At 53.8% G+C, this 12181-nt stretch carries 11 protein-coding genes and 1 tRNA gene; 8 read left to right on the top strand and 4 right to left on the bottom strand.

Annotated elements, in window-relative coordinates:
• The first annotated feature begins 208 nt into the window (after nt 1–208).
• The 3 genes from SH528x_RS27295 (at nt 209) to SH528x_RS27285 (ending at nt 1952) form a co-directional block, all read left to right on the top strand.
• Nucleotides 209–364: a hypothetical protein gene (locus SH528x_RS27295; RefSeq protein WP_442506607.1), complete on the top strand. Its 156-nt coding sequence runs from the start codon at nt 209–211 to the stop codon at nt 362–364.
• A 313-nt stretch (nt 365–677) separates the two neighbouring features.
• Nucleotides 678–881, top strand: a complete 204-nt coding sequence (locus SH528x_RS27290) for a hypothetical protein (RefSeq protein ID WP_442506606.1) — start codon at nt 678–680, stop codon at nt 879–881.
• A gap of 549 nt (nt 882–1430) precedes the next feature.
• Nucleotides 1431–1952, top strand: coding sequence for a transposase (locus SH528x_RS27285; protein ID WP_442506605.1), 522 nt, complete (start codon nt 1431–1433; stop codon nt 1950–1952).
• Nucleotides 1953–3519: 1567 nt separating this feature from the next.
• Here SH528x_RS27285 and SH528x_RS27280 read toward each other — a convergent pair.
• From SH528x_RS27280 to SH528x_RS27265, 4 genes are all read right to left on the bottom strand, one after another.
• Nucleotides 3520–3601: transfer RNA gene (locus SH528x_RS27280), tRNA-Ser, on the bottom strand.
• 108 nt (nt 3602–3709) lie between these two features.
• Nucleotides 3710–4129, bottom strand: coding sequence for a hypothetical protein (locus SH528x_RS27275; RefSeq protein ID WP_442506604.1), 420 nt, complete (start codon nt 4127–4129; stop codon nt 3710–3712).
• Nucleotides 4130–4138: 9 nt separating this feature from the next.
• Nucleotides 4139–4489 (bottom strand): hypothetical protein, encoded by a 351-nt coding sequence (locus SH528x_RS27270; RefSeq protein WP_442506603.1) that lies wholly within the window; start codon nt 4487–4489, stop codon nt 4139–4141.
• Between the two features lie 431 nt (nt 4490–4920).
• The gene (locus SH528x_RS27265) at nt 4921–5223 is read right to left on the bottom strand and encodes a P-II family nitrogen regulator (protein ID WP_442506602.1); all 303 of its coding nucleotides are present in this window, start codon (nt 5221–5223) and stop codon (nt 4921–4923) included.
• Nucleotides 5224–5636: 413 nt separating this feature from the next.
• On the opposite strand from SH528x_RS27265, the gene SH528x_RS27260 reads away from it, so the two are divergent.
• From SH528x_RS27260 to SH528x_RS27240, 5 genes are all read left to right on the top strand, one after another.
• Nucleotides 5637–7904, top strand: a complete 2268-nt coding sequence (locus SH528x_RS27260) for an NfeD family protein (RefSeq protein WP_442506601.1) — start codon at nt 5637–5639, stop codon at nt 7902–7904.
• A complete protein-coding gene (locus SH528x_RS27255) occupies nt 7904–8536 on the top strand; it encodes an NfeD family protein (RefSeq protein WP_442506600.1) in 633 nt (210 codons plus the stop codon). Before SH528x_RS27260 ends, SH528x_RS27255 begins: the two co-directional genes overlap by 1 nt.
• A gap of 253 nt (nt 8537–8789) precedes the next feature.
• Nucleotides 8790–9857 carry a flotillin-like protein FloA gene (gene floA / locus SH528x_RS27250; RefSeq protein ID WP_442506599.1) on the top strand — a complete coding sequence of 356 codons (1068 nt, stop codon included), beginning with the start codon at nt 8790–8792 and terminating at the stop codon, nt 9855–9857.
• 102 nt (nt 9858–9959) lie between these two features.
• Nucleotides 9960–10430: a hypothetical protein gene (locus SH528x_RS27245; RefSeq protein ID WP_442506598.1), complete on the top strand. Its 471-nt coding sequence runs from the start codon at nt 9960–9962 to the stop codon at nt 10428–10430.
• Between the two features lie 495 nt (nt 10431–10925).
• Nucleotides 10926–12179, top strand: a complete 1254-nt coding sequence (locus SH528x_RS27240) for a putative DNA modification/repair radical SAM protein (RefSeq protein WP_442506597.1) — start codon at nt 10926–10928, stop codon at nt 12177–12179.
• Nucleotides 12180–12181 lie beyond the last annotated feature (2 nt).

The raw sequence follows: 12181 nt of genomic DNA, 5'->3' as shown, positions 1-12181 counted from the left end.
GTGGGGGGTGACCCCCCGGCACGCAGTTGGGCAAGCATTCTACATTCCCATATCCACCCATACAATCCTTTAAAAACAGACAATCGTTCTAATGGGTGCATGAATGGTTTGCAGCTTCGACTGGGGGCGGCAGGAAATTTTGCACGATGTACGTTCCGAGGCACGCAGCCTGGAAGGCCCCAATTATTAGAGGACACATAATTCGAACATGCGACCGTTGGGACAAAAGAAGAACCCGATCAAAATCAAAAGTCTTCGCGATTACCACGCTGGAGCAGAGGCGATCCGCAAGTGGAAACAATCGTCACCACTCGCCTTGGCCGCGACCTTCTCGAGCGGGCGAGGCGTTCCACCGAGACGTTAATCTGGCAAATCCAAAGTGTTCATGGAGAACGATGGGAAGGTCAACTGGTGGCACTGGCCATAGCACTTTTCACACACCATGTCGACTAAGGTTTTAATGTAAGCGCAGAGCTACGCTTGCTCTGTGGCGATGCTTCGAGTGGTTGAATCGAAGAGGATGGGTCACTGAATCACGTTTGGCTAGCTTGAGTGTGGTCTGGTGAATTAGGTCGCGTGATCGAGACGTTACAAAAGACCGCTGCCGAGCGTAGAGTAGATAATCGCCCGGAGCGTTTGGCCGCGAGACTGCCTATCTGATCAACAACGTTGAGCAGATGAAGTACGCCGATCAGAAACAAATCAACAAGCGGATCAAAGGGGGCGAAACATTTTGGCGAGACGAGTTGCTCGAACCGTGGCTTCAAATCAAAGCCGCCGACCCGAGCGAAATCCACGATCGGGATGCCTATTGGGATCAACGAGGCCGCCAAAAACGATGGCTTCCGCCATCGCCGCAAGACCAAACTCCGGTAGTCTAACAGACCATGTCATGCACCCCAAGTGACTCTAACGATCGGGGACGCTACGATATTCGTTGGCGATTGACAGTACGATTGACTTCAGTTTACTGTGCCAGCAGCGATATAAACGGGCTTAATCAATCTCTGGATGCTCGTTTCACTGCGTTTCGCGGGCCGTCAATCTCTCGACGCGATTTTAAAAGACTTTAATGCTAATCGTCCTGCGTTCTTCTCGAGTGACAGCAATTGCTACTGAAGCGGTTCGTTCTCCAGTAGTGGTACCGCCTCGGGTGCAGTGCTGTGTCGATAGTGGGAAAGTGGCTCCTTAGGCGACAACGGCAATGCTCCATAACGGATTCGCGGACGCAGTGGTCTCTGAAATCATGTTGAGTCTTCTTTCTTCGACCGCCGCAAGCGATGCGTCGAAGTCTGGATCGACAACAACGACCGGCGACCTGAACTCTTCAGTCAGCGGTTGCAGAAAAACGTTCAGGGTAGGATGGGCTCGCCAAACGAGAGTTTCAATTCATTCCGCTTTGGAATATTCCAGTACTCTTCTTTTACGCCATGAGACGAGTCGACTGCCCTGATTGTGGCGTCATCGTCGAATGTGTCCCTTGGTGCGAATGCAGGCAACGCACCACGCGGAGCTTCCGGATTTTCCTTGCCAATTGGGCACGTAGCCTCAGCTGGCAAGAACCAGCCAAACGTTTCGGAACCAGCTGGGACACCGTTTTTCGGTCCATTGAGTGGGTTGTCCGATGGGGACTGGTGCACCTTGAATTAGGGAAAATCCGAGCCATTGGTGTCGATGAGATTCAGTTTCGACGCGGTCAAAAATACCTGACGCTTGTCTATCAAGTTTCCCCCAACTGTCGGCGTTTGCTCTATGTAGCAAAGGACCGAACCGAAGAAAGCATTAACGATTTCTTGTGGGCGTTCTCCGATTTAACTATGAGTAGTGTGAAATGCATTTGCAGTAACATGTGGTCAAGCTACCTCAAAGTCGCTGCTGAAAAAGCGAGTCACACGGTTCGGATCTTGGGCCGCTTTCACGTTATGAAAAAGCTAAGTGAGAAAATCAATTAGGTGAGGGCGAGCGAGACCAAGCAGATGAAGCAGGAGGACTACGAACCGATCCTGTGGAATTTATGCTGGACGTCGCTGAATTGTCCTGGAAATCTGACAGACAGGCTGAAGAAAATGATGCAATACAATCTTCGGAGCGTACGAGCGTACGCTCCCGCAAACCATCCTCGCCATGCTTTCTGGGAAGGAACCGGTACATTTGTCGCCGGACGATTCCTTTCCTTGGCAAACTGATACTTGTTGCGGAGGTGCGTGATGGTCTGCAAAAATCAATGGAACCTGCGAGTTTAACTGATAACTCAGCCGCCGCCGCTTCTGATGCGCAGTCCCGTCCCACATGAGATTCGCCGTGCGGGATGAGGATGCGACGTGCACAGCAAACGAAGTTACATTGCGGTTATCCGAAGCATCACCCCTGGCCTATTCATGAGTAACACGTTGGTGCGTTCGTCTTTGGAAGATTCCACGAATGCGAGCACGTCCTGAGATGGCGACGATGATCACTGGCTTGGTGTTATGTCCCGCGTAGTGAAAGGGTCGTTGCCCGCTTCAGCAAACACGGGCTGCAGATATTCTTGGACATTGCGAATTGCGGTGAAGACGCGACCAGATGGACGATTGCTGTACGTATCAGTCAGAGCGTCACTTTTGACGGGTTTCCCATGGCAATCGAACACTCCCATGATTTCCCCGTCAGAGAAACGCTTGATAAGCTGACTGCCAGTCTTGCGGAGTTTCCAAACGACAATGACCTAATGTCGTGGCCATCGGCACGAATGCGTTTGATCAACCGATCGAAGTGATTCGGGATCATTTAGTTTGTGTTGCCGGCTATGGTGGATTTATCCAGAGCAGTGCCCGCCCAGTGAGCGGCATTTACGCAGCAACAAGCACCCTCTCAGACTCTTGCATCGCCAGAATTTTCGCGGGATCCACGTTTTCCAGTCGCGTGTGGACGGATGCAAGTTGGCCATCGTCGTTGATTACTTCCAATCTCGTCAGATTTTCCTCACCGATTCGATAGGCACGTCGATCCTCCGGCAGAACGAGAATGACCGTGAAACGCTTTTGGAGTCTCTGCAGTCGCTCCGCGTAGTTCGTCGGCGTCTCACCGCCGTTGCGGGGCAGGACAAACTCACTTGCCCCTTTGGCGGTGGCTCCGGGCGACTTCTAATTCGGTTTCGCACCGGAGTGGGTCCGGTTCGCGCGAGCGGTTCGCGATTACAGTCCAAATTTCCCGAAGCTTGACCTCGCGAATCTCAGCCTGGCGGAGGTCGGTACCTAAGATGAATTTGTGCTGCTGCTGGATTTACTTAGCTTCCAGCCTATCTGACGGGTGTAGTATCCCCGGCTGTCGGGTTTCCACTGACGACGCGCTCGCGTGACCATTTGGCAGCACTCCTGCCGGTCTTATCGGAACATTGCGGTCCCTGACAGGCTTCTTATCGGAACATTTATCGGAACATCGTGTTTTCGAGACAAAATTAATCGCCCGAGAAAGACGCGTAAACGACGTGAATACCAATGAAAATAGCCACTTACCGACTGGCGGCAAGTGGCTCTAAAGCGGAGGACACGGGACTCGAACCCGCAATCCATTTCTGGACAACTGATTTCGAATCAGCCTGCTAGCCATTCGCTTATCCTCCGGCTCTGCGATTTTGATCGCTACGGGGTATGTTCGCTTTGATCGCCGTCTGCGTCAAGTGTAGCTGATCCCGCTATTTTGACTTCCTGATCAATTTTCATTTCGTGGCTTAACTGCGGTCCGAAACCACGATTCGATCGATGTTCGATGCGGTGCGAATTCGCTGCAATTGGTCGACAATTTTAGACTCAGACACCAAAATCGACTCGATCTCCGCCGCCCGAGGGTGGTGTGAAGAAACGGTCAAACTGCTGCCCAATTCCTGTGCACTATCACTGACAGCAACTTCCACGGGTGGGTTCACGCCGATTCCAGCTGCTTCGAGCCGCGAGCGGATCGCGGCTGCGACTTGATCGATCATCGAACGAAGTTTTGATTCGCTGACAGGCTCGTTTTCAGCCGAGCCGCTCTGCAGCACTTCGTCGAATCCGACCGCTTTCGATACGCCGCTAGCCAGTTCGCCGACCATTTGGCTGGCAAAACTCGCCGCTTCGATCGCCATGCGAGCAGTGGTAATTGGTGAACTCAATCGACTCTCTCAGTGTTTGTGTTCGGTGGTGAAGTGGAACTCTTTGAGCCATTTTTCCCACTTGTGAGCGTCGTCGTGCGTATCTAGCTTCAATTCGTGCCATTCAGGACAGCGGTATTTCACGTCCATGTGCCCGTTGTGCTGATCGGTTTTGACTTCGCATCCGAGTTTTTTCAGCGTTTTGGCAATCGTGTCGGCTTTTTTCGCATCGTGGATGTGCTTCGCCTTCCAATCCTTCAACTGATAACGCACGACCTCGTTCGCGGGCGCCATCGTTGCAGCGGCGCGTGGAGGCTGTGCCGCCGAAGCGACGGTGGGAAGCAATGTCAAAGCGATTCCGATCATGAACATTCGGAACATCTGCGATCCTGTGGAAAGGGGGGAGATTGCCATGAGGCCAGCGAAATTGCTCGGCCGACCGCGTTGGCGAAAACGGTGGGGACAGTTTAGTAAATAATTCATCGGAATTGCGTCAAGGTAGTTTTCAGCAATTTGCGTGTTGAAGCCGGACCGCAGCCGTCCAATTTTGTTAGCGGCACGGCGCGAGCCGTCCGGTTGCGTCGAGTAAAACGTACGAGCTAGGCCGGGCGGCTTGCGCCGCACCGCTACAAAAACCACCCGGTTGGTGCAAAAGTAGTGGACATGGGGCTCACGCTGTGAATGTAAAGCAATTAACAACATCCACTGTAGGGGGAGTGTCACTCACTGATTCAACGTTCCAAAGACCGGTCAAGGAGTGCTGTCTTCCGAAAGTCTTCGCGACTTTCGCTACGACAGGCGAAACGGATGTGCTACAAGTATTCCGAAACGGGCAACACCAAGATTTTGCCGTCGCCGATTCGCCCGGTGCGTGTTACCGAGACGATTTTTTCCAGGATTTCTTCACAGCGTGAATCGTCCACCCACAGCGTGATTTCCACTTTGGGGACGAAAGCTTGCGAATACTCGGTCTCTTTGTATTCGTTTAGATAGCTCTTTTGGCGGCCATAACCCTTGACCTCCATCACGCTGAGGGCTTCTAAGGGGGCGCGACGCAGGCTCGCAAGCAGTTGCTCTGCTAGATGAGGCCGGACGGTCGTGATGATCTGTTTCATTCGTTGTGAACCCAGGGTGACAACCCTTTGTCGACTATGCGGCGAGCGGCAGAAATAAATACACCTGCCGTAGCCGAAGCCGCCAGACTTTGGACCTGCAATCCAATCTCTGGCGAGTTCGGCTACGATTATCCTATGCCGGATTTTTAACAAGCGGTACCAGCGGATGCTGAGGAACCGCCGTAAAACCTACAATTCCTTTGTCAGCTTAGGGAAAATCGGTTGCGGCGTGAAATTCGCCGTTCCACAGACGGTGGATTGGTTACCCGTTCGTTGGCTTTGGTCCTATAATTGAGCTGAGAAGATTTAGGAGTGAAGATAGATTCGAGCCACGGGGCCTTGAAAACGGGGCTCTGGAAATCGTGAACCAATGTCATCCTCAGGGTCTTTCGTCATTTTATGGAAAAGAAACAATGAAAGATGCAACTACACGGGGCGAGACGATTTCCGCTCGCGTTGCCCTAGGGCGAGGCATCGTGCCTTTTCTTTTGGCAGGGATTGTTGCCATCGCGACTTCGATAACGCCGGCACAGAATGCGAACGCGGACGACACGAAAGCCAGCGGCGTGAAGGCGGCGGACGCATCGCAACCTAAAAACGACCGAGTCAAAGTGGGCTATGTGATTGACATGCCCGATCCGTTGACCGCCGATGGCACGGCGTCGATTTTGGCTCAGCTGAATCGTTTGGCGGAATCTTCGACTGACGAATCTCGGGTGACAGTCGTGATTCGCTACGCCACCGGTGATGACAAGGATCGCCAAGCGTCGCTGGGCGAAACTGGATTCGAAGACGCCCTGCGATTGGCTCGAGCAATGACGGGGCCCGAACTGCGTCGTGTGCGTGTGGTTTCCTGGGTCCAGGGAACTGTCGAAGGCCACTTGGTTTTGCCAATTTTGGCGTCGGATCTGTTACTTGTTTCGACGGCAGGCGTGATCGCCAACGCAACGAAAAACGAGACCAGTTCTGACGAAACGATCGAGGTCAGCTATCGATCGATCGCGGCCCGGCGAGGTCTATTTCCGCCCGAGGTGGTTGACGGTTTAGTCGATCCAGGCATTGCACTGGCTCGCGTGACTAAAGTGGATGGAAGCGAAGTGTTTGCCGCAGGCGAAGCGTTAATCAAGTTGCGTTCCAGTGGTGAGATCACTGGCGAAGCGATTTGGTCCACTGCAGATAGTCCGCTGCGTATCGACGCAAACCAACTTCGCTCGGCACGAATCGCGTCAGGAATTGTCAATCGTGACGATCAGGCCGCCGAGCTACTCGATTTGGCTGCGATCAATCCGCTCGACGCAAAGCAGACGCTCGGTGACCCCGTCGGCGTGTTGATGGAAATGATAGGTTCGATCAACTCGGGGCGATCACGCCGATGGCAAAGCAATTTGACGGCGACGCTCGAGTCCGGCGAAATTAATACGTGGGTGGTCGCGATCGATTCGCCCGGAGGAAGCTTGAGCCAAAGTGCGACCCTCGCCGCATGGTTCGCTCAACCCGATCCTCCGCTGCAGACAGTAGGTGGATACATTCAAGGAGAGGCTCGGGGTGACGCGGCTTTGATCGCGATTGCGTGTCGCCCGCTGTACATGAATCCCAATGCAAAACTTGGGGGACCGGGAGCCGAAGCGATTGATGCGGCGATGGTGATTCGCAACGATGAATTGATCGAGCAGATTGCCCGTGCGACCAAGCGGCCGGCGGCATTGATCCGCGGACTATTGGATCCGAATCTTGAGGTCTATCGCTATACGAATCGAAAGACGGGGCGGATTCGTTACGCCACCGAATCGGACTTGATCGAAGGAGCGGTTGACGTCGAAGCTGAACGCGATCGATGGCAACGAGGTGAACGGATCGAATTAGCTGCGGGGTTGACGCCTGCGCAAGCGGTCTCGCTGGGGTTAGCCGATGGTGAGTCGTTGTCGGTCGATGATGTTTCGCGGCGGATGGGACTCAGTGGGACACCGCCGCCGTTAACGGATCGCAAGATGGTGCGGTTTGTTGAAAAGCTTGGCCGCAGTCACGCGTTGGCGTTTCTGTTGTTATTCATCGGATTTGCGGCGCTGTCGACCGAAGCGAATGCACCCGGTTTGGGGATTCCCGGATTTGTCGCAGTGATCTGTTTCGCGATGTATTTTTGGATCAAATTTCTGGCCGGGACCGCAGAGTGGCTCGAACTTTTAGCGTTTTCACTCGGATTGATCTGTATCGCAATCGAAGTGTTTGTGGTGCCGGGGTTTGGGGTGTTTGGGATTGGCGGTATTGGGTTAACGGTGCTGGGGATTGTGTTGATGAGTCAGACGTTTATTGTGCCACGAAATGTTTATCAACTAGAAGTCTTGACGCAAAGCATCTGGACGGCACTGTTTGCGGGGTTCGGATTGATCGGTGGCTTTATTGCGTTTCGTATGTTGATGCCGCACGTGCCGCTGCTTGGTGGATTGACGATGGAATTGCCAGATACTGCGGCAGTGAACGAAGCAGAAAAACTCGCCGACTACTCTCATTTGCAAGGTCAAACCGGAACTGCCACCACACCGCTGCGTCCAGCGGGCAAGGCACGCTTTGGTGACCAGATCGTGCAAGTGGTCAGTGACGGTACTCCGATTGCGTCGGGCGATCCGGTTCGAGTGTTCGAGATCCATGGAACGCGGATCGTGGTCGAGGCGGTCGAAAGTTAATGCCGCTTTACTACGCGTACGGACTCCTTTTGCTGTTCTACGTTCTGCTGGTTTTGGAGTTCATGATTCCGACGGGCGGATTGGTCGGGATCGCTGCAGTCGTGACGATCATTTCCGCGCTCGCGGTGGCGTTTGCTCACAGCATAACGGCGGGGATCACGTTGTTGATCATCGTCGCAATCACGACGCCGTTGATCTTTATTTCCGTGATCCGCGTCTGGCCGCATACACCGATTGGCCGCCGGATTTTGAATCGGCGACCCGGACAAATGGATGAAGGACGTGCCAAGCGAACGCTTTCCAATGGCACTCCGCTGGACGATTTGGTGGGTCGCATCGGGATCGCAAAGACCCATCTGTTGCCAAGCGGATTGGTCAAGGTGGACGATGTGCGTTTGGACGCGGTCAGCTTGGGGATGCCGATTGATGCGGGGCAATCGATCATCGTGACCAAAGTCGAAGCGGGAAAAATCTACGTTCGTCCGATCAGTGAAGCCGAGCGCGCGGCGGCCGAGCAAACAGCTTCTCCATCACCAGAAACGTCCGAATCGCCCGTGTCACCGCCGTCGCTCGAAAACCCGCCCGAATCCTTCGATTTTGATACGCTTGATCTCGATTCGAGCCCGAATTAGGTTGCAAATGTGGGATAGGCTTCCAGCCTGTCATCGGTCCTGCATCAGCCTGTCATCGGCTTCAAATCCTGCTTAGGCAAGCGTGTTTGTCGGCCATGTTAAGGGTTGCCATAGTTGACATTGGCGTCGCAGAGCGGGACATTAGGGGGCTGTGACGCTTCCTTGATCGATTCGCTTTGACACCGCAAGTGTTTTAGCCTGAGCTTGCTTCCGGTACGGATCTGAGCTTGCCTCCCCTTTGGAATTGCACCCGATGTTAAAACTTGCCCTCCTTGCTCAAGAGTTGCCTAGTGCGACGGTGCCGATTTTAATCGGTGCGTTGGTTTTGTTCGCTGGGATGATGGTGTTGTTATTCGTGTTCGCAAGCTATTTCGGTTTGTGGATTCAATCGCAACTGACTGGTGCGAACATTTCGATCTTCAACCTGTTGGGAATGACGTTCCGAAAGGTCAACGCCCGCAGCATCGTACGCAGCAAGATCATGGCGACTCAGGCAGGTTTGGAAGATCCTGAGATCACTGGCGAAGCACTCGAAGCACACTACTTGGCTGGCGGTAATGTCCAGCAGGTCATCCGAGCTCTGATCGCAGCAAAGAAGGCGAAGACGATCTCGCTGACCTTTCGCGAAGCCACGGCGATCGACTTGGCTGGCCGTGATGTTTTGGAATCAGTGCAAACCAGCGTGTATCCGAAGGTCATCGATTGCCCACCGCGTGGATCAGTCAAACCGTCGCTTGATGCGGTCGCCAAAGACGGCATCCAGTTGAAAGTAAAAGCTCGTGTGACCGTGCGTGCAAACTTGCAGCAATTGATCGGCGGTGCAACCGAAGAAACGATCATCGCCCGCGTCGGCGAAGGGATCGTCAGCGCCATCGGTAGTGCAACAAACCATAAAGCCGTGCTTGAAAATCCTGACGTGATCAGTAAAGCGGTACTCGCGAAACGACTCGATTCACAAACCGCGTTTGAAATCGTTTCGATTGACATCGCGGATATTGATGTCGGTGCAAACATCGGTGCTCGATTGCAGGCCGATCAAGCGGAAGCGGACACCCAAGTCGCACGTGCTCGTGCTGAAGGCAAGCGGGCATCTGCGGTCGCCGAAGAACAAGAGATGCAGGCGAAGATCGAAGAGAGCCGCGCGACGTTGGTCTTGGCTCAAGCATCGGTGCCTGAAGCGATGGCCGAAGCGTTCCGCAGTGGCAACTTGCATATTCTGGATTACTACAAGCTGCAGAACGTCAGTGCGGATACTGAAATGCGGAAGACGATTGCGGGAACAGGACGTCACGTGGTCGAAACCAATTATGGTAAAGACTAAGGATCGCATGATCGCTGATTGAGCGGACGTTCCATTGAAGTTGGTTCTTCGTTAAAACGAGGGCGAGCCGACACCGAGAATATCAAAACCGAAGAAACTATCATGGCTGGTGATCTCGAAGACTTTCTGCGTCGTGCCGCCCAGCGTCGTCAAGCGAACGCGGGCAATCAAAATCCACCGCCAGCGGCTCGTCCTGCCCCAGCTCAACCCGCAGTCCCAGAGCAGCGTAAGCGGCCTCAATACAGCAACCAACGCACCGAGCGAATGATACGCGAGGTCGAAGAGGAAATTTTTGTTGCTGAAGTGGTCGAGGACGAGCCGAGTCCTTGGCAAGAGCGACAGCGGAAGATCGAGGAAGCGAAGCGAGCAGCGGCCGAAGCGGAAGCGGAGGCCGCCAAAATGATGGCCAGGGTCAAAAAAAGAGGCAGCCAAGTGACACCTCAATTCGCTCCAGGACCGCAGATGACCGGCGACGTTGCTGGCGATTTGCTGCGATTGTTGCAAAGCCCCGAGGGGATCCAACAAGCAGTCTTGCTACGCGAAATTCTCGAACGCCCCGTCGACCGCTGGTAAGCCAGTCGGGTCAGTTTGCTTTTCCTTAGCAGCATCCCGCTAGAACATTGGTCTAGTCGTGGTCTTGCGGTGGCTTAATATTCCTGCGACCTCTCCACTAACTTCGTTTGGGAGAGAGGTAACTGCTGTAGAGGCCAGAAGAAAAAAAACACCCCAAAATCTTACCGAGCAGGTCGCGGGCATCGTTTATGTCGTTGATGCGAGATCTGTCGGGGCTGGCGAATGACTTGGTGGCTGACGGTTCACCCGTTCAATTCGCGTCCTGCCCAGATCTGCCCTCTCGCAATTTCCTAAATTCACGCATCTATTCCGTGAATTTTCCCCGCGTTCTGCGGTTAGGAATCCACGCTGCGATTGCGCTCCCGCGTTGATCAAGCGTCGGGTCCCGGCATTTTGGCTCGCCATTTGCCTACTGAGCACAATGCTGTGTTCGCAGGGTTTTCCCCTGCGTGGATTCTTTGTTTCCTCATCCGCTCCTCTTCCGATCGAGTTCCCATGGACGTACGCGACAAGCTCGCGATCCTCGCCGACGCTGCCAAGTACGACGCCTCCTGCGCCAGTAGCGGTGCCAAGAGCACTCGCGCCGGCAGCAAAATCGGCAGCACCGAGGGGATGGGGATCTGTCACAGCTACACCCCGGATGGTCGCTGTATTTCGCTGCTGAAAATCTTGTTAACGAATTTCTGCATCTATGACTGCCAGTACTGTGTTAATCGCGTTTCCAGCGATACCCCGCGTGCTCGTTTCACGGTCGACGAAGTCGTGTCGCTAACGATGGAGTTTTACAAACGCAACTATATCGAAGGTTTGTTCCTTAGCTCGGGGATCATTCAGAATTCGGATTACACGATGGAGCAGTTGATTGCGGTCGCCAAGACGCTCCGTACCGAACAACACTACGGCGGCTACATTCATCTGAAAACGATCCCCAATGCATCGCAATCGTTGATTGAAGAGGCGGGGAAATGGGCGGACCGATTAAGTGTGAATATTGAGCTGCCAACCGAAGGGGATCTTTACAAACTCGCACCCGAAAAGAAGAAGCCGCAGATAGTTAGTGCGATGCACGGCATTCGTGACAAGATCGACGAGACGAAACAAGAGCAAGCATCTGGCTTCAAGCCGCCCTCGTTTGCCCCGGCGGGCCAAAGCACGCAGATGATTGTCGGAGCGACCGAGACGCCCGATTTGGAAGTGCTGAAAACCGCATCCGAACTGTACACGGGACAAAAGTTGAGACGTGTTTATTATTCGGCGTACAGTCCGATTCCGCATGCCGACGCGAGACTGCCCGGGCAATCACCGCCGCTGATTCGCGAACATCGACTGTATCAAGCCGATTGGTTGATGCGGTTCTATGGATTCCAGGCGAACGAGATCGTGGCGGAGAAGGACCAGAACTTGTCGTTGGACATCGATCCAAAACTGGCCTGGGCGCTGGCGAATCGTCATTTCTTTCCCGTTGATGTGAATCGGGCTAGCCAGGAAGAGTTGTTGCGAATCCCTGGGATTGGGGTTCGTAATGTCCAGCGGATATTAAGTATTCGGCGGCACAAAAACCTTCGCACGGCGGATCTGCGAAAGTTGCGAGTCGCTTGGAATCGAGCCAAAGTGTTCGTGTTGACCGCCGATCACAATCCAGGCGTCGCCAATCTCGACAAGCTGAACCTTGGGAAGCAAGTCGCACCGAAATCGCAACAGTTGATGTTGTTCGATGCAGCAAGCTCGGCGATAACGGGTGAGGTGTAGGG

It is taken from the genome of Novipirellula methanifontis, from assembly GCF_052161655.1.
In the GTDB taxonomy this organism is placed as follows: domain Bacteria; phylum Planctomycetota; class Planctomycetia; order Pirellulales; family Pirellulaceae; genus Novipirellula.
Note: the sequence above shows the minus strand (reverse complement) of the source record. Positions and strands in the feature narration are given on the sequence as shown.

What these genes read in the sequence shown, in the direction of transcription:
- SH528x_RS27245 (WP_442506598.1), top strand. Translation starts at nt 9,960, where the DNA reads ATGGCTGGTGATCTCGAAGACTTTCTGCGTCGTGCCGCCCAGCGTCGT.
- SH528x_RS27260 (WP_442506601.1), top strand. Translation starts at nt 5,637, where the DNA reads ATGAAAGATGCAACTACACGGGGCGAGACGATTTCCGCTCGCGTTGCC.
- SH528x_RS27255 (WP_442506600.1), top strand. Translation starts at nt 7,904, where the DNA reads ATGCCGCTTTACTACGCGTACGGACTCCTTTTGCTGTTCTACGTTCTG.
- SH528x_RS27265 (WP_442506602.1), bottom strand. Translation starts at nt 5,223, where the DNA reads ATGAAACAGATCATCACGACCGTCCGGCCTCATCTAGCAGAGCAACTG.
- floA (WP_442506599.1), top strand. Translation starts at nt 8,790, where the DNA reads ATGTTAAAACTTGCCCTCCTTGCTCAAGAGTTGCCTAGTGCGACGGTG.
- SH528x_RS27270 (WP_442506603.1), bottom strand. Translation starts at nt 4,489, where the DNA reads ATGTTCCGAATGTTCATGATCGGAATCGCTTTGACATTGCTTCCCACC.
- SH528x_RS27295 (WP_442506607.1), top strand. Translation starts at nt 209, where the DNA reads ATGCGACCGTTGGGACAAAAGAAGAACCCGATCAAAATCAAAAGTCTT.
- SH528x_RS27290 (WP_442506606.1), top strand. Translation starts at nt 678, where the DNA reads ATGAAGTACGCCGATCAGAAACAAATCAACAAGCGGATCAAAGGGGGC.
- SH528x_RS27285 (WP_442506605.1), top strand. Translation starts at nt 1,431, where the DNA reads ATGAGACGAGTCGACTGCCCTGATTGTGGCGTCATCGTCGAATGTGTC.
- SH528x_RS27240 (WP_442506597.1), top strand. Translation starts at nt 10,926, where the DNA reads ATGGACGTACGCGACAAGCTCGCGATCCTCGCCGACGCTGCCAAGTAC.